General features: G+C 72.8%; 14 protein-coding genes. 6 read left to right on the top strand and 8 right to left on the bottom strand.

Features of this window, described 5'->3' with window-relative positions; translation table 11 throughout:
- The first annotated feature begins 34 nt into the window (after positions 1-34).
- Together KME66_RS04780 and KME66_RS04785 are read left to right on the top strand one after the other, a co-directional pair.
- The gene (locus KME66_RS04780) at positions 35-766 is read left to right on the top strand and encodes a nitroreductase family protein (protein ID WP_216319319.1); all 732 of its coding nucleotides are present in this window, start codon (positions 35-37) and stop codon (positions 764-766) included.
- 287 nt (positions 767-1,053) lie between these two features.
- Positions 1,054-2,607, top strand: a complete 1,554-nt coding sequence (locus KME66_RS04785; RefSeq protein ID WP_216319322.1) for a peptidoglycan-binding protein — start codon at positions 1,054-1,056, stop codon at positions 2,605-2,607.
- Between the two features lie 159 nt (positions 2,608-2,766).
- Here the strand turns inward: KME66_RS04785 and KME66_RS04790 are convergent, their stop codons facing one another.
- From KME66_RS04790 to KME66_RS04815, 6 genes are all read right to left on the bottom strand, one after another.
- Positions 2,767-3,432 carry a hypothetical protein gene (locus KME66_RS04790; protein WP_216319325.1) on the bottom strand — a complete coding sequence of 222 codons (666 nt, stop codon included), beginning with the start codon at positions 3,430-3,432 and terminating at the stop codon, positions 2,767-2,769.
- Positions 3,433-3,757: 325 nt separating this feature from the next.
- On the bottom strand, positions 3,758-4,900 hold the full coding sequence (locus tag KME66_RS04795; RefSeq protein ID WP_073221346.1) for an XdhC family protein: 1,143 nt from the start codon (positions 4,898-4,900) through the stop codon (positions 3,758-3,760).
- A 35-nt stretch (positions 4,901-4,935) separates the two neighbouring features.
- On the bottom strand, positions 4,936-6,393 hold the full coding sequence (locus KME66_RS04800; RefSeq protein WP_073221343.1) for an NCS2 family permease: 1,458 nt from the start codon (positions 6,391-6,393) through the stop codon (positions 4,936-4,938).
- 334 nt (positions 6,394-6,727) lie between these two features.
- The gene (locus KME66_RS04805; protein ID WP_216319328.1) at positions 6,728-9,178 is read right to left on the bottom strand and encodes a xanthine dehydrogenase family protein molybdopterin-binding subunit; all 2,451 of its coding nucleotides are present in this window, start codon (positions 9,176-9,178) and stop codon (positions 6,728-6,730) included.
- Entirely contained in the window at positions 9,175-9,774 is a 600-nt protein-coding gene (locus KME66_RS04810; RefSeq protein ID WP_216319330.1) for a (2Fe-2S)-binding protein, read from the bottom strand. Before KME66_RS04810 ends, KME66_RS04805 begins: the two co-directional genes overlap by 4 nt.
- Positions 9,775-9,776: 2 nt before the next feature.
- A complete protein-coding gene (locus KME66_RS04815) occupies positions 9,777-10,667 on the bottom strand; it encodes a xanthine dehydrogenase family protein subunit M (RefSeq protein ID WP_073221336.1) in 891 nt (296 codons plus the stop codon).
- Positions 10,668-11,002: 335 nt separating this feature from the next.
- On the opposite strand from KME66_RS04815, the gene KME66_RS04820 reads away from it, so the two are divergent.
- Entirely contained in the window at positions 11,003-12,751 is a 1,749-nt protein-coding gene (locus tag KME66_RS04820) for a PucR family transcriptional regulator ligand-binding domain-containing protein (protein WP_216319333.1), read from the top strand.
- 182 nt (positions 12,752-12,933) lie between these two features.
- The gene (locus tag KME66_RS04825) at positions 12,934-13,716 is read left to right on the top strand and encodes a hypothetical protein (protein ID WP_216319336.1); all 783 of its coding nucleotides are present in this window, start codon (positions 12,934-12,936) and stop codon (positions 13,714-13,716) included.
- A 375-nt stretch (positions 13,717-14,091) separates the two neighbouring features.
- Here KME66_RS04825 and KME66_RS04830 read toward each other — a convergent pair whose 3' ends face one another.
- Entirely contained in the window at positions 14,092-14,970 is an 879-nt protein-coding gene (locus KME66_RS04830) for a GntR family transcriptional regulator (protein WP_216319340.1), read from the bottom strand.
- 146 nt (positions 14,971-15,116) lie between these two features.
- On the opposite strand from KME66_RS04830, the gene KME66_RS04835 reads away from it, so the two are divergent.
- Positions 15,117-15,965 (top strand): (2Fe-2S)-binding protein, encoded by an 849-nt coding sequence (locus KME66_RS04835; RefSeq protein WP_216319343.1) that lies wholly within the window; start codon positions 15,117-15,119, stop codon positions 15,963-15,965.
- A gap of 192 nt (positions 15,966-16,157) precedes the next feature.
- The gene (locus KME66_RS04840) at positions 16,158-17,252 is read left to right on the top strand and encodes a DUF2637 domain-containing protein (RefSeq protein WP_216319346.1); all 1,095 of its coding nucleotides are present in this window, start codon (positions 16,158-16,160) and stop codon (positions 17,250-17,252) included.
- A gap of 25 nt (positions 17,253-17,277) precedes the next feature.
- Here the strand turns inward: KME66_RS04840 and KME66_RS04845 are convergent, their stop codons facing one another.
- Positions 17,278-17,643 (bottom strand): ATP-binding protein, encoded by a 366-nt coding sequence (locus tag KME66_RS04845; protein ID WP_073221323.1) that lies wholly within the window; start codon positions 17,641-17,643, stop codon positions 17,278-17,280.
- Between the last annotated feature and the right edge of the window lie 527 nt (positions 17,644-18,170).

Raw genomic sequence — 18,170 nt, forward strand, 5'->3', positions numbered from 1 at the left:
TGGCGCGCCGGCCGAAACCGTAAACTCCGCGATCATGACGACCGAAACGATGCAGGCCGACCCGTCCGCCCCCGGCGGCCCCGCGCTCTTCGCCACCATGTCCACGATGCGCGCCATGCGCCGGCTCAAGCCGGACCCGGTTCCCGAGGAGCTGGTCGAGCAGCTCATACAGGCGGCCGTCTGGGGACCCAGCGGCGGCAACATGCAGTGCTACGAGTACGTGGTGGTGACGGACCGCCAGGTGATGGCGCGGCTCGCCCCGCTGTGGAAGCGGTGCGTCGACGCGTATCTGGCGACGACCGGCAAGTACGCGCCCGCAGGCATGGACGAGGCGGCGTACGGCCGGATGGTCGCGGCGATCGAGTACCAGCGCGACCACTTCGCCGACACTCCGGTGCTGATCGTGCCGTGCTACCGGTTCCCGGAGCCGCGCCTGGACGAGGAGGGTCTCGCCGCGTCGGCGCGGGCGCTCGGCCCGCAGGGCACCGAGCACATGATGAACACGCAGACCCGTTTCCAGGCGCTGGCGGAGGGCTCCTGCGTCTATCCGGGGGTGCAGAACCTGCTGCTGGCGGCCCGGGGGCTGGGGCTGGCGGCGAACATCACCATCTGGCATCTGATGCTGGAGCAGGAGTGGAAGAAGGAGCTGGGCATCCCGGAGGACATGGCGACGTTCGCCGCCGTTCCGGTGGGGTGGCCCGCGGGCAACTTCGGGCCCGTCCGACGGCGTCCGGTGGCGGACGTCATCCACCGCGACCGCTGGTAGCGGCTGCCGGGCTCCGGTGGTTCCGCGCGCTGATCCGTGCGGAACCACCGTCACCCCCGAGCCCGCGTCAACCGACAGCGGCACCCCTGGCGGGTGACGCTCGATATCACCCGACAGGCCCAGCGCCAGGCTCAACTCCCCTGCTTCTGCAGGATGTTGCCAGCAGAATCAACGACGGACCTCTTTGTCATGCTCCCCTCACATCGATAGCCTGGCCGGGTTCGGCACCCCTCTGGCCCATCCGGGCCCGGGGGCTTTTTTCTTCCTCCCACAGAGCAGGAGCCCCGATGCGCCCACGCACCGCCGCCCGAACCCGGGCCCGCGCCTGTGCCGTGGCGGCCCTCACCGCCGCGGCCCTTCTCGCCACCGGGCAGCCGGTGGACGCCACCGCGCGGGCGGACCGCCCCGACCCGGTGAACCGGGCCTTCGCCGAGGCGTCCCGGGAGTACGGCGTACCGCGCGATCTGCTGGCCGCCGTGGGATACGGCGAGTCCCGGCTGAACGGACACGCGGGCAGGCCGAGCCAGGCGAACGGCTACGGCGTGATGCATCTGGCGAGCAACCCCGCCAACCGTTCCCTGGAGAAGGCCGCCGCGCTGACCGGCGAGAGCGCGGCCCGGCTGCGCCGGGACACCGCGGCCAACATCCTCGGCGGAGCCGCCGTGCTGCGCGACCACGCCGACGCGCTGGGCCTGGACGCCGCCGAGCGCCGGGACGTGAACGCCTGGTACCCGGCGGTGGCCCGCTACAGCGCCGCCGACGGGCCGGCGGCCGCGCTCTACGCGGACGCGGTCTTCACCTTCCTCGCCGAGGGCGTCTCCGCGACGGTGGCCGGCGGCGAGGAGGTCCTCGTGCCGTCCCGGCCGGTCGCCCCGGACAAGGACGCGGTGCCGGAGGCCGACGTCTACGCGCAGAGCGCGGACTACCCCTCGGCGCGCTGGGTGCCCGCCCACTCCGGGAACTTCGCCGCCGGCCGCACCGCGACCGTCGACAAGGTGGTCGTGCACGTCACCCAGGGCTCGTACGCGGGTTCCATCAGCTGGTTCCAGAACCCGGCGTCGCAGGTCAGCGCCCACTACGTGATCCGGTCGTCGGACGGAGAGGTCACCCAGACCGTCCGGGACAAGGACACGGCGTGGCACGCGCGCAGCGCCAACGCCTCGTCCGTCGGGATCGAGCACGAGGGGTGGGTCGACGAACCGGCCTGGTTCACCGACGCGATGTACCGCTCCTCGGCCGCGCTGACCTCCCACCTCAGTGCGAAGTTCGGCATCCCGAAGGACCGGGCGCACATCGTCGGCCACAGCGAGGTGCCCGGCAACGACCACACCGACCCCGGCCCCCACTGGGACTGGGACTACTACATGGAGCTGATCGGCGGTGACCCGGGCAACGGCGGCGACGGTCTGACGTTCCCCCTCTACACCACCCAGCAGTCGGGCTCCTCGGGCCCGCAGGTGACCGCCGTCCAGACGCTGCTCACCCAGCAGGAGTACAACCCGGGCACGGTGGACGGCCTGTTCGGCCCCGCCACGAAGAGCGCCGTGGAGGCGTTCCAGCGGGCCCGCTCCCTCGACGCGGACGGGACGGTCGGCCCGAAGACCTGGACGGCCCTGCTCTCGGCCGGCACGACCCCGCTGCTGAAGCAGGGCAGTTCGGGCGATGCGGTGAAGCGGCTCCAGCGCGCCCTGACCGCGGCGCTCGGCAAGACCGTGGACGCGGACGGCAGCTTCGGCCCGGCCACGGACGCGGCGGTCCGCAGCTACCAGACGACCCGGAAGCTGGGCGTCGACGGCCAGGTCGGCCCGGCCACCTGGACGGCCCTGCAGAACGGCAGATGAGCACGGACCCGGGCGGGACCCTCCCCGAGCAGGAGGGGCCCGCCCGGGTCAGCACACCGCCGGGGGCGGCTGGGAGACGCCCGCCCGCGCCCGCACGCGAGCCGACGCGCCGGGCCCCGACGGGCTCACCCGCTCACCCGCTCACCCGCACCACCCGCATCACCCGCCGACCGGATATCCGATCTCCTCGATGTCCTTGGCCAGTTCGGCGGTGACCCGCTCCGGCTGGAGCGCGGCGACGATCTCGTCCGTCAGCGGTCGCAGCGCGTAGACATGGCGTACGGCTTCGAGGTCGACGTCCACCTCGAAGTAGTCCTCGGCCCACTCCTGGTACGACTCGGGCGTCCCCGTCACGAGGAGCTGGAAGAGCCAGTCCGCCCCGTCGGAGTCCTCCCCGTCCTCCGGGAACTCCACCTCCCCCGCACGCCAGCGCTCGTCACCGCTCTCGCGCCAGAGGCAGGCGGTGACGACGGGCATCCCGAACTCGTCGCAGAACGACGGCTCGTCCACGTACCGCCGGAACACCTCGGGCACGTCGTCGAGCACCCCGGGCCAGGGCGCGTCGTCCACGTACGGGCTCATCGGGGACTCGTGGTCGAAACCGCGGGCGTAGACCCCTTCGGCGGAGAAGACGATCGCGTACTCCCCGCCCGCCCCGTCCCGCATCGAGGCCATCGCCTCGGTCGGGGACCACTGCGCGTCGAAGCCGTGCCAGCGGTGGTCCCACTCCGGACACAGGATCGCGTCGAGCATCGCCAGGGAACGGCAGAGATCGGCGAGGGCGGATATGCCGGGCAGCCGACGGGCCACGTCGTGAACGCTCATGGGCCCCATCCAACCGCACCGGCCGGGCCGGCCATTCACGTGCTCCCCCGATGCCGTCCGGGCGAACGGTCACGATAGACGCCGATCCCCCTCCGTGCTCGCCCCGCAGGCGGGTGCTCGACGCATCTGGTCCCGCACCCCCGGGGAGGGAGTGCGGGACCGGATCAGCGGGTCGCTCCATGGCGAACGCCCGGAGATCGCCTCAGGCCGAAGGGCCGGGTGATCTCCTGGCCGGCGACGAGCCCCCGGGGCCCTCCCCGTGGGCCATGAGCGGGGCCGCCGTGGCGGTAACCCGCCCGGGACGGACGGGGTGTTGACGGGCGTTTCAGGCCACCGAGGCGAGCGGCTGCCCGCTGCTGTCGTGGTGGATGGGGGTGTGGGCCCCGGTGAGCGGTACGCCGCTGCCGCCGCGCCGGACCGCGACGATCTCGGCCGCGATGGACAGGGCCGTCTCCTCCGGCGTACGGGCGCCGAGGTCGAGGCCGATCGGCGAGTGCAGCCGGGCCAGTTCGCGGTCGGTGAGGCCGACGTCGCGGAGGCGCTCGTTGCGCTCCAGGTGGGTGCGGCGCGAGCCCATGGCGCCGACGTAGGCGACGGGGAGACGCAGGGCCGCCTCCAGCAGCGGTACGTCGAACTTGGCGTCGTGGGTGAGGACGCAGAGCACGGTCCGGGCGTCGGTGGCGGTCCCGGCGAGGTAGCGGTGGGGCCAGTCGACGACGATCTCGTCGGCCTCGGGAAAGCGGGCCGCGGTGGCGAAGACCGGCCGGGCGTCGCAGACGGTGACCCGGTAGCCGAGGAACTTCCCGGCCCGCACCAGGGCGGAGGCGAAGTCGATGGCGCCGAACACGATCATGCGGGGCGGCGGCACGCTGGACTCGACCAGCAGCTCGACGGGCCGGCCGCAGCGCGAGCCCTCCGCGCCGATGGCGAGCGGTCCGGTGCGGCCCGCGTCCAGCAGGGCCCGCGCCTCGGCGGCGGCGGTCCGGTCGAGCGCCGGGTGGCCGCCGAGCCCGCCCTCGTAACTCCCGTCGGGGCGGACCAGGAGCGGCAGGCCGAGCAGTTCCCCGGGCCCGTCCGTGACCCGGGCGAGCGCGGCCGCCGTCCCCTCCGCGGCGGCCGCGAGCGCGGCGGCGAACACCGGCCGGGCGGGGTCGTCCGCCCGGACCGGGGTCACCAGGATGTCGATGACGCCACCGCAGGTCAGGCCGACCGCGAAGGCGTCCTCGTCGCTGTAGCCGAAGCGCTCACGGACGGGGCGGCCGTCCTCCATGGCCTGTCGGCACAGTTCGTAGACGGCCCCCTCCACACAGCCGCCGGAGACGGACCCGACGGCCGTGCCGTCGCGGTCGACGGCGAGGGCGGCGCCGGGCTGCCGGGGCGCGCTGCCGCCGACCGCCACCACGGTGGCGACGGCGAACTCGCGTCCCTGCGAGACCCACCGGTGCAGCTCTTCGGCGATGTCCAGCATGGCGTTCTCTCCTCGGGGTGAAGGGGGCCCGGGCGTCAGTGGACGCCCAGCCAGCTCTCGATCGGGTTGAGGGCGAAGAAGACGATGAAGATCACCGTCAGCCCCCACATGAAGGCCCCGACCTCGCGGGCCCGGCCCTGGGCGAGCTTGATGGCGGAGTACGAGATGACACCCGCGGCGACACCGGTGGTGATGGTGTACGTGAAGGGCATCAGCACCACGGTCAGGAAGACCGGGATGGCGACCGAGCGGTCGCCCCAGTCCACGTGCCGGGCGTTCTGCATCATCATCGCGCCGATGACGACGAGGGCGGCGGAGGCCACCTCGGTCGGCACGATCGCGGTGAGCGGGGTGAAGAAGAGGCAGGCGGCGAAGAAGAGGCCGGTGACGGCGGAGGCGAGACCGGTGCGGGCCCCTTCGCCGACGCCGGTGGCCGATTCGACGAAGACCGTCTGACCGGAGCCGGAGGCGACACCGCCGATGACCCCGCCGGCGCCGTCGATGAACAGCGCCTTGGACAGGCCCGGCATGCGGCCCTTGTCGTCGGCGAGCTTGGCCTCGGTGCCGACGCCGATGATGGTGGCCATCGCGTCGAAGAAGCCGGCCAGCACCAGGGTGAAGACGATCATGCCGACGGTCATCACGCCGACGTCGCCCCAGCCGCCGAACTCGACGTTCCCGAAGAGCGAGAAGTCGGGGGCGGAGACCGCGCTGCCCTCCAGCGCCGGCGGGCCGCTGCTCCATGCCTTGGGGTCGATGTCGACGATCGCGTTGACGGTGATCGCGACCAGCGTGCCGACGACGATACCGATCAGGATCGCGCCGGGGATGTTGCGCGCCTGGAGCATGAAGATGAGCAGAAGGGTCACGCAGAAGATCAGGACGGGCCAGCCGGCGAGTTCACCGGCGGGGCCGAGGGAGACGGGGGTGGCCACGCCCTGGTGGACGAATCCGGCCTTGTAGAGGCCGATGAGGGCGATGAAGAGCCCGATGCCCATGGTGATGCCGTGCTTGAGCGCGAGCGGGATCGCGTTCATGATCATCTCGCGGAGGCCGGTGACCACCAGGAGGCAGATCACCACACCGTAGATCACACACATGCCCATGGCCTGCGGCCAGGTCATGTTGGGCGCGACCTGCGAGGCGAGCACACCGGAGACGCTGAGCCCGGCGGCGAGCGCCAGGGGCACCTTGCCGACGAAGCCCATGAGCAGGGTCGTCGCGGCGGCCGCGAGGGCGGTGGCGGTGATCAGGCCGCTCTGGCCGAGAAGGTTGCCGTCGACGTCCTCCCCGCCCAGGATCAGCGGGTTGAGCAGGAGGATGTACGCCATGGCCATGAAGGTCGTGACGCCGCCGCGCACCTCGCGCGCGACCGTGGATCCTCGTTCGGATATGTGGAAGTACCGGTCGAGCCATGATCTTCCGGCGGGGACGCGCGAGCCGGGGCCCGCGCTTTCCGGACTGGTTCTCGGTTCCACTGACTGCTGGGTCATGATGCCTGACTCCCAAGGTTCACAGGGGCACCCGCTTGGAGATTCCTGAATGCGGGATTTGGGATGACTGCGTCGGCTGCACGACCCGGGGACGGCCGGGACGAACTGTTGAGGCAGAACGGATGTGCCGGCGGCACGGATGATCCGTGAGGCGTTGCCGTGCTCTCGGGCACGGCGGTGAAGAACCGCGAGCGGTGCGGTACTCGGGGCCTCCGGGCGGTGCGGGGTGCGGAAAAGTGTGACGTTCTCGGCGCTGCGCACCGCCCGGAGAGTTGGGGGGACCGCTCGGAGTCTGCCGGGTGACGTGACCGGTGGGAGGTCACCCGGCAGGCTCTCAGGTGCTGGTGAGGTGTTCGGGCCGCACCGGTGTCCTGTTGAGCTCAAGGCCCGTCGCGTTCCGGATCGCCGCGAGGACGGCCGGGGTGGACGACAGGGTGGGGGCCTCGCCGATGCCGCGCAGCCCGTAGGGGGCGTGCTCGTCGGCGAGTTCGAGCACGTCGACCGGGATCGTCGGCGTGTCGAGGATCGTGGGGAGCAGGTAGTCCGTGAAGGAGGGGTTGCGCACCTTCGCGGTCTGCGGGTCGACGATGATCTCCTCCATCACCGCGACGCCCATGCCCTGGAGGGTACCGCCCTGGATCTGACCGAGGACGGAGAGCGGGTTGAGCGCCTTGCCGACGTCCTGGGCGCAGGCCAGTTCGATGACCTTGACCAGGCCGAGTTCGGTGTCGACCTCGACGACGGCGCGGTGGGCGGCGAAGGAGTACTGGACGTGGCCGTTGCCCTGTCCGGTACGCAGGTCGAACGCCTCGGTGGGCCGGTGGCGCCACTCCAGCTCGATGTCGATGACCTCGTCCTCCAGCACGTCGGCCAGGTCCGCGAGGACCTCGCCGCCGTCGGTGACGACCTTGCCGCCCTCCAGGAGGAGTTCGGCGGTGGCCCAGGCCGGGTGGTAGGTGCCGAACCTGGTGCGGCCCAGCTCCAGGACCTTCTCCCGGACGGCTTCGCAGGAGTTCTTGACCGCGCCGCCGGTGACGTACGTCTGGCGGGAGGCCGAGGTGGAACCGGCGGAGCCGACGCGGGTGTCGGCGGGGTGGATGGTGACCTGGTTGACGCCGAGTTCGGTACGGGCGATCTGGGCGTGCACGGTGACGCCGCCCTGGCCGACCTCGGCCATCGCGGTGTGCACGGTGGCGACCGGTTCGCCGTTGATGACCTCCATCCGCACCCGGGCGGTGGAGTAGTCGTCGAAGCCCTCGGAGAAGCCGACGTTCTTCAGGCCGACCGCGTAGCCGATGCCCCGGACGACGCCTTCGCCGTGGGTCGTGTTGGAGAGCCCGCCGGGCAGGGCGCGCACGTCGACGGAGGTGCCGTCGCTGCCCGCCGTGAGCCATTCCTGCTCGGGCGGCAGCGGGCGGGCCTTGACGCGGCGCAGCAGCTCGGCGACCGGGGCCGGCGAGTCGCAGGCCTGTCCGGTGGGCAGCAGGGTGCCCTGCTCCATGGCGTTGAGCTGCCGGAACTCCACGGGGTCCATGCCGAGCTTCGCCGCGAGCTTGTCCATCTGCGCTTCGTAGGCGAAGCACGCCTGGACCGCGCCGAAGCCGCGCATCGCGCCGCAGGGCGGGTTGTTGGTGTAGAGGGCGATCGCCTCGATGTCGACGTCCTCGATCTTGTATGGGCCGACCGAGAGCGAGGAGGCGTTGCCGACGACGGCCGGGGAGGCGGAGGCGTAGGCCCCGCCGTCCAGGACGATCCGGCACTTCATGTGCGTGATCTTGCCGTCCTTGGTGGCGCCGTGCTCGTAGTGGAGCTTCGCCGGGTGCCGGTGGACGTGTCCGAAGAAGGACTCGAACCGGTTGTAGACGATCTTGACGGGCTTGCCGGTGCGGAGCGCCAGCAGGCAGGCGTGGATCTGCATCGAGATGTCCTCGCGGCCGCCGAAGGCCCCGCCGACGCCGGAGAGCGTCATCCGGACCTTGTCCTCGGGCAGGCCGAGGACGGGGGCGATCTGGCCGAGGTCCGAGTGCAGCCACTGGGTGGCGACGTACAGTTCGACGCCGCCGTCCTCGGAGGGCACGGCGAGCCCGGACTCGGGGCCGAGGAAGGCCTGGTCCTGCATGCCGAAGGTGTACTCGCCCGTGACGACGACGTCGGCGCGCTTGGCGGCCTCGTCGGCGTCGCCGCGGATGATCGGCTGGCGGTGGACGATGTTGGGGTGCGGGACGTGCCCGATGTGGTGGTCGTCCCGGCCCTCGTGGACGAGCACGGCGTCGGGGGCGGTCGCGGACGCCTCATCCGTGATGAGCGGCAGCTCGCGGTACTCGATCTTGATCTTGGCGGCGGCGCGGCGGGCGGTCTCGGGGTGGTCGGCGGCGACGATGGCGACCGGCTCGCCGTGGTGGCGGACCTTGCCGTTGGCGAGAACCGGGGTGTCCTGGATCTCCAGGCCGTAGTTCTTCATCTCGGCGGGCAGGTCGTCGTACGTCATCACCGCGTAGACGCCGGAGGTGGCCAGCGCCTCGGAGGTGTCGATGGAGACGATCTCCGCGTGGGCGACGGTGGAGCGCAGGGTCTGGCCCCACAGCATGTCCTCGTGCCACATGTCGGAGGAGTACGCGAACTCGCCGGTGACCTTGAGGGTGCCGTCGGGACGGAGCGTGGACTCGCCGATGCCGCCCTTGGTGGGCGACCCCTGGGTGATCTTGGTCGGGGTGCCGGACGGTACGTTCTGCGCCGTCGGCATCGTGGCCGCGGGGCGCGTGGTGGCTTCGGGGCGCGTCGTCATGACTGGGCCGCCTCTCCCTGGCGGGCGGCCGCGAGGCGGACCGCGTCGAGGATCTTCTCGTAACCGGTGCAGCGGCAGAGGTTGCCGGAGAGCGCCTCGCGGATGTCCTGGTCGGACGGGGAGGGGGTGTTCTCCAGCAGCTCGTCGGCGGCGACCAGCAGGCCGGGGGTGCAGAAGCCGCACTGGACGGCTCCGGCGTCGATGAACGCCTGCTGGATCGGGGCCAGTTCGACGGCCTCGCCGGTCTGGCCGTCGGTGGGCCGGGCCTGCCAGCGCTTGGCGGCGTCCAGGGTGGTGCCGCAGGCGCCGGAGGCGCAGCCACCACCCGGGTGGGCGTCCTCGCGGTGCCGGGCGTAGTCGGCCAGACCCTCGACGGTGACGACCTCGCGGCCCTCGACCTGTCCGGCGGCCACCAGGCACGCGCAGACCGGGACGCCGTCCAGCCGGACGGTGCAGGAGCCGCACTCGCCCTGCTCGCAGGCGTTCTTGGAGCCGGGCAGGCCCATGCGCTCACGCAGGACGTACAGGAGGGACTCGCCCTCCCAGACGTCGTCGGCTTCCTGCTGCCGGCCGTTGACCGTGAAATTGACTCGCATGGTTACGCAGCTCCTTCCAGCGTGCGGCCCGCGCCGCGGTACTGCTCCCAGGTCCAGCCGAGCGTGCGGCGGGCCATGATGCCGACCGCGTGCCTGCGGTACTTCGCCGTGCCGCGCACGTCGTCGATCGGGTTGCAGGCGCCGGACGCGAGAGCGGCGAACTGCTGGGCGATCGAGGGGGTGATGATCTTTCCGTTCTCCCAGAACCCGCCCTCTTCGAGCGCGGCGTTCAGGAAGTCCTCGGCCTCCTTGGCCCGGATGGGCGTCGGGGCGGCGGAGCCGATGCCGGTGCGCACGGTGCGGGTCTCGGGGTGCAGGGCGATACCGAACGCGCAGACGGCGATGACCATGGCGTTGCGGGTGCCGACCTTGGAGTACTGCTGCGGTCCGCCGGCCTTCTTGATGTGCACGGCGCGGATCAGCTCGTCCGGCTCCAGGGCGTTGCGCTTGACCCCTGTGTAGAAAGCGTCGATAGGAATCAGCCGCGTGCCGCGTACGGATTCGGCCTCGACCTCGCAGTCGGCGGCGAGCAGGGCCGGGTGCGCGTCACCGGCCGGTGAGGCGGTGCCGAGGTTGCCGCCGACGCCGCCGCGGTTGCGGATCTGCGGGGAGGCGACGGTGTGCGAGGCGAGCGCCAGGCCGGGCAGCTCGGCCCGCAGGTGGTCCATGATGCTGCTGTACGGCACGGAGGCGCCGAGCCGCACCTTGTCCTGGCCCACCTCCCACTCGGACAGCTCACCGATGCGGTTCAGGTCCAGGAGGTACTCGGGCCGCCGGTGGTCGAAGTTGATCTCGACCATCACATCGGTGCCGCCCGCGATGGGCACAGCCGTGGGGTGCTCGGCCTTGGCGGCGAGCGCCTCCTCCCAGCTGGCGGGGCGAAGGAAGTCCATGAGTGGCTCTCTTCTTCTCAATCGGTCGTTCGCCGGGGCCGGGGACGGCCTGCCTCGACTGGCTCGTTCATGTGGTGTTCACGTGGTGTGTGGCCCAGTACACAAGCCCGGACCCGGCCGGTGCAGTCACCGAAACACTGAAGGAGTTGGCTGGTCTCCGCCCCCGTCTTGTAGATTCGAACGAATGACGGGGATCGGTAACCTCACCGCAATTCACAGATACCCCGGCGACCCCACCGCTCCCCCACCCCCACGACCCCCTTCACCCACTTCCCCCCACCTGTTCCCCCGGTGAACTTCACCCGTTCCCTCTACGAAAGATCGGCGGCGACGAGATGCGGCTGCGCGCACTGCTGGAGACCGATGCGCTGGGCCTGCGGCTGCTCGGCGGCGAGGACGAGCTGGACCGCACGGTCCGGGGCGTCATGACGACCGACCTGCGTGACCCCAGCCGCTACCTCTCCGGCGGCGAGCTGGTGCTCACGGGGCTCGCCTGGCACCGGGACGCGGCGGACTCCGAGCCGTTCGTCCGGATCCTTGCGGGCGCCGGGGTCGCCGGTCTCGCGGCCGGCGAGGCGGAGCTCGGGGACATCCCGGCCGATCTCGTCGAGGCGTGCCTGCACCACCGCCTGCCCCTCTTCGCCGTGCACGAGACCGTTGCGTTCGCAACGATCACCGAACATGTCGTACGCCAGGTCTCCGGCGAACGGGCGGGCGACCTGGCGGCCGTGGTGGACCGGCACCGGCGGCTGATGACCTCGGGCCCGACCGGCGGCGGCCCCGAGGTGGTCCTGGACCTCCTCACCTCCGACCTGGACCTGCGGGCCTGGGTCCTGTCCCCCACCGGCCGCCAGATCGCCGGGGCGGGCGCCCCGCTGCCCGGCCCGCTGGGCGCGACGCTGGCCGGACACCACCTGGCCGCGACCCGGACCGGCCGCCGGGGCCCGCACCGGGCGGCGGTCGCCGGTACGACGTATTCGCTCTTCCCGATCCGCAACACCGGCCGGGGAGCAGTGCCCGCCGCGCGTGACGTGCGGGAGTCGGTGCTCTCCGACTGGCTGCTGGCGGTCGAGGCCGACGCATCGGACTGGCCCGCCGCCCGGCTCGACCTGCTCCAGGGCGTCACCCAGCTGATCGCGGTCGAACGCGACCGCCGCGACGCGGCCCGTACGGTGCGCCGCAGGCTCGCCCAGGAGGTGCTGGAGCTGGTCCAGGCGGGCGCCGCCCCCGCCGAGATCGCGGCCCGGCTGCGGGTCGCCGCACCGGTCCTGCTGCCCGGCCTCGGCGCGGCCCCGCAGTGGCAGGTCGTGGTGGCCCGGGTCGACTGGAGCACCGCGGGCCAGGCGACCGCGGGCGAGATCCCGAGCGGTCCGGTGGCCCAGGCGCTGCTGGAGGAGATCCTCGTCGACCCGGCGGTCAGCGGCCCCGACTCCGCCGACCGGATCGCCGTGGCCCACACGGGCGAGGAGGCCATCGCCCTGGTGCCGCTGCCCGCGCTGATCACGGCGTCCCCGGAGCCCGGCGCTGACGAGGAGGGCGCCGCGTCCCGCCCGGACGGCGAGGACGCCGACGCCCTGGCCGGGGAACCCGGGCTCCACGCCGACGCGCTGCTCGCCTCCGTACGCGAACCGCTCTCGGCGGGGCTCGCCGACGACGGCCGGCTGACACTGGGTGTCAGCGCGGCGGTGCATTCCGCCGAAGGGCTGCGCGGTGCGCTGGAGGAGGCCCGGCACGCCCGCCGGGTGGCCGCGGCCCGTCCGGGGCGGGTCTGCGCCGCCGGTCACCACGAACTGGCCTCGCACGTGCTGCTGCTGCCGTTCGTCCCCGACGACGTCCGGCGCGCCTTCACCGCCCGGCTGCTGGACCCGCTGCGCGACTACGACCGGCGCCACCGGGCGGAGCTGGTCGAGACGCTGGAGGCCTTCCTGGACTGCGACGGATCCTGGACCCGCTGCGCGGCCCGGCTGCACCTGCACGTCAACACCCTGCGCTACCGCGTCGGCCGCATCGAGCAGTTGACGGGGCGTGACCTTTCGCGGCTGGAGGACAAGCTCGACTTCTTCCTCGCCCTGCGCATGAGCTGACCCTCCGGCCACGCGCGGGGCCGGCCGGGGCCCCGTCACCCTTCGAGCGATTGTGAAATCTTTCACCTGACATTGTCCGGACCTCTTGGCCCGGAGTGCCGATCCATGCTGAGATGCGGCATCACTCAAGCACTCAACAGCACAATGGCGCGCTCGGGGAGGGCAATGTGGCGCATACCGCCATGTCTGGTTCCGGAACGACAGCAGATGACGATCCGCCGCTCCAGACCGCGGTATGGCGGTTGCGGTCACGCGCCTGCTGGACGGACGCCGCCGCACTGCTGGAGCACGACGCGGGCACCGATCCGGGCGCGGCTCTCCAGCGCACCGCGCTGCTGACCGAGCGGTGCCTCTACACCGGGCAGGGCTGGACCGAGGCCGAGGACGCCCTGCGCACGGCGGAGGCCATCGCCCGCAGCGACGACGAACGGGGCTCCGCCGCCTCCGAGCGGGGCCATCTGGCGTACGCCTCCACCCTCCTGGCGGTACGGGACCGGGCCGACGAGGCGAGCGTGGCGCTCAGCCGGTCGGCGGCCCTGCTGGCCCCGGCGTCACCCGCCCGGCCGCTGCTGGACTACCGGCGCGGGCTGATCGCCCAGAACATCGCGGAGTCGCCGCAGTCCGCGCGCGCCGCGTTCCGCCGGGCGCACGCCGGTGCCCAGACCCTGGGCGACGAGCTGCTGCTGTCGTCCACCTGGCGGCATCTGGCCGCGCTCGCGCTCCGCGAGGGGGAGCTGGCCGAGGCCCGGCACGGCTTCGCGGAGTCGCTGCGGATCCGGGAGGAGCTGGGATTCCTGGTCGGTACGGCCCCGGCGCTGATCTCGCTGGCGGAGGCGGAGGAGGAACCGGAGGCGGCCCGGCTGCGGGCCGAGGCGGGCCGGCTGTTCCGGCTGCTGGGCGGGGTGCCCACCTGGCTGGCCCCGCACCTGGGCCCCCCGGCCCAGCGCACCGCGGAGGCGGGCTGAGCGAGGACGGCGGCTGACCGGTGGCGGGGCCGCGGGTCCCGCCACCGGTCGTGATCGAGACGGCGGGTCCCGTACGGGTCGGTTGCCGAGGCCGCGGGTCCGTACGGGGCGGCGGGCGAGGCGGTGAGCCCCGACCGGGGCGGCGGGCGAGGCGGTGAGCCCCGACCGGGGCGGCGGCCGACGCTGCGAGGCCGGCCGTCCGGCGGTCGTGGCCCGCCGGTCCAGCCAAGGTCGGCGGACAAGGCTGCGAGCCCGGCTCGCCCGGCGGTCGTGGCCCACCGTCCAGCCCAGGCCGGCGGCCGGGGGCACGGGCCCGTACGGGGCGGCAGGCGCGGCGGCGAGACCCGCCCGGCCGGGGGTCGCGGGCCCGGCCGGTCAGCGGTCGGCGCCGGCGAAGTGTTCGCGGACCAGGGCCTGGACGACGGTGAGGTCCTGGGCGATCAGGGCGTCGAGCAGGGCGGTGTGCTCGGCGGCGTCGGCCAGGAGGTCGGCCCGGCGAGTGGCGGACCCCGCGACCAGGGGCCACTGGGCGCGCCGGTGCAGTTCGTCGGCGACGGCCACGAGCTGCTCGTTGCCCGACAGGGCGAGGACCGCCCGGTGGAAGGCCCGGTCCGCTTCGGCGTAGGCGGCCCGGTCCCCCACGGCGGCCGCCGTGACCGTGGCCTCCGCCAGCGGCCGCAGGGCGCTCCAGCGGTGCGCCGGGACCGTACGGGCCAGGCGCAGCATCACCGGGACCTCGATCAGGGCCCGGACCTCGGCCAGCTCGGCCAGCTCGCGGGGGCCGCGTTCGGTGACCCGGAAGCCCCGGTTCGGCACGACCTCGACGGCGCCCTCGACCGCCAGCCGCTGCATGGCCTCGCGCACGGGCGTGGCGGACACCCCGAAGCGGGCGCCGAGCGCGGGGGCGGAGTAGACCTGGCCGGGCACCAGGTCCCCGTCGACGAGGGCGGCGCGCAGGGCGTCCAAGATCTGGCCGCGGACGGAGTGGCGCCGGACGGCACGCGGCGCGGGCTGCTCACCGTGGGTGTGCTCGCCCCGGGCCGGCGCGTCCTCGCCTTCCGGGCCCCGGGCCCGCCCTCCCCCGCCCGGCTGGTCCGGGGTCCGCCCCTCCCGGTCCGGCCGCACCCGGGCCTGCTCCGGCACACGGTCCTGAGGGGCCCCGTCCTCCGGCACGCGGACGCTCGCCGGGTCGGGGGGAATCGCTCCGGGGGCGTACGCCGGACGTGCGCCCTCATGCGCGCTGTCCTGCTCCACCCGGCCCTCCTCCATCCGCCGCGGGCCGGCTCGCGTGCGCCGGACCTCCTGTGCACGATAGAAGACCGAGGCTGCAGTTCACACATCGATGACGTCGGGTAAGGTAAGCCTTACCTGCAAACGATCCCGATTCGGTGGTCCCCTGCATGACCCTCTCCCCGCCGTTCACCGCTGCCGCGACATCCCCCGTGGCCGCCGCGTACAGCCGCCTGACCGAGGTGTTCCCCGGCCTGCGGGCCGATGTGCTCGACGGCGACGCCGTCGCCCCGTCCGGCGCGGGGTGGGTCGGCGCGGCGGAGCTGGCTGCCGGCGGCCCCGCCGTGGACACCTTCCTGGCCTGGGACAACGCCCAGGTGCTGCGCGACTACGGCCGGCAGGCCCGACCCGACGTGGTGGCGAGCTTCGGTCTGCACCGGTACGCCTGGCCGGCCTGCCTGCTGGTGACCGTCCCGTGGTTCCTGCAGCGCCGGGTGCCGCGGATCCCGGTCGAGGACGTCTCCTTCCAGCGGGCCCTGGGACACCTGACCGTGCGGGTCGGGGAGTTCGCCTGCCTGCCGGACGACCCCGCGGCCACCCTGCCCGGGGCCCGGGTCGTCCCGGACGAGGCGGCCCTGCGGGCCGAGGTACTGGCCTCACTGACCGAGCACCTCGGTCCGGTCCTGGAGGGCTTCGGTCCGCGCATGCGGCGCGGGAAGCGGGCCCTGTGGGGGATGGCGACGGACGAGATCGTCGAGGGCCTCTGGTACGTGGCGCACCTGATGGGCGAGGAGCGCCGCGCTATGGCCGAGCTGGAGCTGCTGCTCCCGGGCACGACGAAGCCGTACGTCGGCACGGCGGGCTTCCGCGAGCTGACCGGGCCCGACGGGCGGTCGCTGCCGACCCGGGACCGGGCGAGCTGCTGCCTCTTCTACACCCTGCGCCCCGAGGACACCTGTGTGACCTGCCCCCGCACCTGTGACGCGGACCGGGTACGGAAGCTCGCCGCGGCTTCCTGATCCACACCACCCGCCCGGATGACCTGGAATCGAACGCAACTCTGCTTGACCGGGCGGGAGTTCGAGAAGATTCCACCCATCGATAGCCGCTCCTTCCCCCATGGCGTGCTCTTGTCCCGAAACCACCTGAGCGGGACGGGAATTCCGTCACGATGGCGCACGAAACGCCCTACGTGACGCAAGGGACCGCGCATGAGACTGACCGACATATCGCTTGACTGGCTGCTTCCGGGCGCCGTACTGCTCGTGGGGGTCATGGCGGCGGTGACGGTGGTCGCACGCGGTAAGCGTGCCAAGGCCGCGGCCGACGACTCCTGGGAACGCAGCGAGGAACGCCGCAGACGCAAGGAAGCGCTGTACGCCACCGCCAGTTACGTCCTGCTGTTCTGCTGCGCGGCGGTCGCCGCCGCGCTCTCCTTCCACGGGCTCGTCGGCTTCGGCCGGCAGAACCTGAACCTCAGCGGCGGCTGGGAGTACCTGGTCCCGTTCGGACTGGACGGGGCCGCAATGTTCTGTTCCGTACTGGCCGTACGGGAGGCGAGCCACGGAGACGCGGCGCTCGGCTCCCGCCTGCTGGTGTGGACGTTCGCCGGGGCCGCCGCCTGGTTCAACTGGGTGCACGCCCCCCGGGGCATGGACCACGCGGGCGCCCCGCACTTCTTCGCGGGCATGTCCCTCTCGGCCGCGGTGCTCTTCGACCGCGCGCTGAAGCAGACGCGCCGAGCGGCGCTCCGCGAACAGGGCCTCGTGCCGCGCCCGTTGCCGCAGATCCGGATCGTCCGCTGGCTGCGCGCCCCGAGGGAGACGTTCGGCGCCTGGTCGCTGATGCTCCTGGAGGGCGTCCGCACCCTGGACGAGGCGGTGGACGAGGTGCGGGAGGACCGGAAGGAGCAGGAACAGGACCGGCTGCGCCGCAGGGACCAGGCGAAGCTGGACCGGGCCCGCATCAAGGCCCTGAACCGGCAGAACCGGGTCTGGGGACGCGGCCGGGGCGGGCAGCAGGTGGACGTGCCCGCCCTGGCTCCGGCCTCGGGCGGCACGGCGCCGGCCGTCGCGGAGCCTGCCATAGCAGAGCCGGGTCAGTTGCCTTTGCGACCCCGGCCATCCCTGCAAGCCGTCGGCCCGAAGCAGGCGGCCGATGGTTCGAGCCCGAAGAGCCTGGACGGAACGAGCCAGGGAAATGATCCGCGGACGGTCGACCTCACCGCCGAGGACGACACCCAGACCATCCCCCGGCTCGACTCGCTGGAACAGAAACTGAAGGATCTGGAGCAGCAGTTCGGCTGATCCTCGTGCACGGCGGAAGGGCCTCTCAGGGCCGTCCGCCGTGCAGCTCGAACCAGACGATCTTGCCCAGGGCCTGTGCCTCCACGCCCCAGGCGTCGGCGAGGCTCCGGACCAGGATCAGGCCCCTGCCGTGCGTACCGTCGTCGGCGTTCGGTACGTACGGCGCGGGCAGGTCCTCGGACGCGAAGTCCTGTACCTCCACGCGCAGCCGGGCGGCTGTCGCCGTGGCGGTGACCACGGCCCCGTGCCGGGTGTGGATGAGCGCGTTGGTCACCAGCTCGCTCACCAGCAGCTCCGCCGCATCCGTCTGCTCCTGGCCGGTTCGGTGCCGGAGGAACTCCCGCAGCTCCCGGCGGACCTCCCCCACCGCCGCACGTTCGGCGTGCCCCACTCTTCGGCGCATCCGGGCCGGCTGTGGTGCCTCACCCGGTCTCCGGCCCCGGGGGACGTGCCCCTCGACGACCATGGTCCTCTTCTGACGCTTCGCCATTTCCCCCGCCCGCACCGTGAACCGACCTCCTTCGACCCGGCTGCCCGTCGAACAGCCTCACGGGATGCATGCCCCTGTACGCACACGGTCACGCTCGCGAACTCATCAATAAGTGAACGGTCAGGAGCGGCGAGGGGCGCACGGAACACCCCACCCGCGCACGCCATCACCCCACGGGCGCAGCCCCGGTTGACGTGCGGGGAGGTGACCGACCGGGCCGGGCCGTTCCCGTACGGGCGCCACGCCTCCTGCGGCCCGGTCGGCCTCGACTGCTGAAGCCCGCTCCCGAGGGGTGTTCCGCACATGCGGCGGGAAGGGTACCTGAGCTGTCGCACCAGGGGGCTGCTGCGCCGATCGGGGCCGGTCAGCGGACCCGGCCGACCGGCAGGACATCCCCCAGGGACCCCACGCCTTCCCGAGGAGCTGTG

The sequence above is a fragment of the Streptomyces sp. YPW6 genome (assembly GCF_018866325.1).
Lineage (GTDB): Bacteria > Actinomycetota > Actinomycetes > Streptomycetales > Streptomycetaceae > Streptomyces.

Bases quoted from the DNA above. Each gene is read 5' to 3' on its own strand.
- KME66_RS04780 (WP_216319319.1), top strand. From the start codon at position 35: ATGACGACCGAAACGATGCAGGCCGACCCGTCCGCCCCCGGCGGCCCC.
- KME66_RS04785 (WP_216319322.1), top strand. From the start codon at position 1,054: ATGCGCCCACGCACCGCCGCCCGAACCCGGGCCCGCGCCTGTGCCGTG.
- KME66_RS04790 (WP_216319325.1), bottom strand. From the start codon at position 3,432: ATGAGCGTTCACGACGTGGCCCGTCGGCTGCCCGGCATATCCGCCCTC.
- KME66_RS04795 (WP_073221346.1), bottom strand. From the start codon at position 4,900: ATGCTGGACATCGCCGAAGAGCTGCACCGGTGGGTCTCGCAGGGACGC.
- KME66_RS04800 (WP_073221343.1), bottom strand. From the start codon at position 6,393: ATGACCCAGCAGTCAGTGGAACCGAGAACCAGTCCGGAAAGCGCGGGC.
- KME66_RS04805 (WP_216319328.1), bottom strand. From the start codon at position 9,178: ATGACGACGCGCCCCGAAGCCACCACGCGCCCCGCGGCCACGATGCCG.
- KME66_RS04810 (WP_216319330.1), bottom strand. From the start codon at position 9,774: ATGCGAGTCAATTTCACGGTCAACGGCCGGCAGCAGGAAGCCGACGAC.
- KME66_RS04815 (WP_073221336.1), bottom strand. From the start codon at position 10,667: ATGGACTTCCTTCGCCCCGCCAGCTGGGAGGAGGCGCTCGCCGCCAAG.
- KME66_RS04820 (WP_216319333.1), top strand. From the start codon at position 11,003: ATGCGGCTGCGCGCACTGCTGGAGACCGATGCGCTGGGCCTGCGGCTG.
- KME66_RS04825 (WP_216319336.1), top strand. From the start codon at position 12,934: ATGTCTGGTTCCGGAACGACAGCAGATGACGATCCGCCGCTCCAGACC.
- KME66_RS04835 (WP_216319343.1), top strand. From the start codon at position 15,117: ATGACCCTCTCCCCGCCGTTCACCGCTGCCGCGACATCCCCCGTGGCC.
- KME66_RS04840 (WP_216319346.1), top strand. From the start codon at position 16,158: ATGAGACTGACCGACATATCGCTTGACTGGCTGCTTCCGGGCGCCGTA.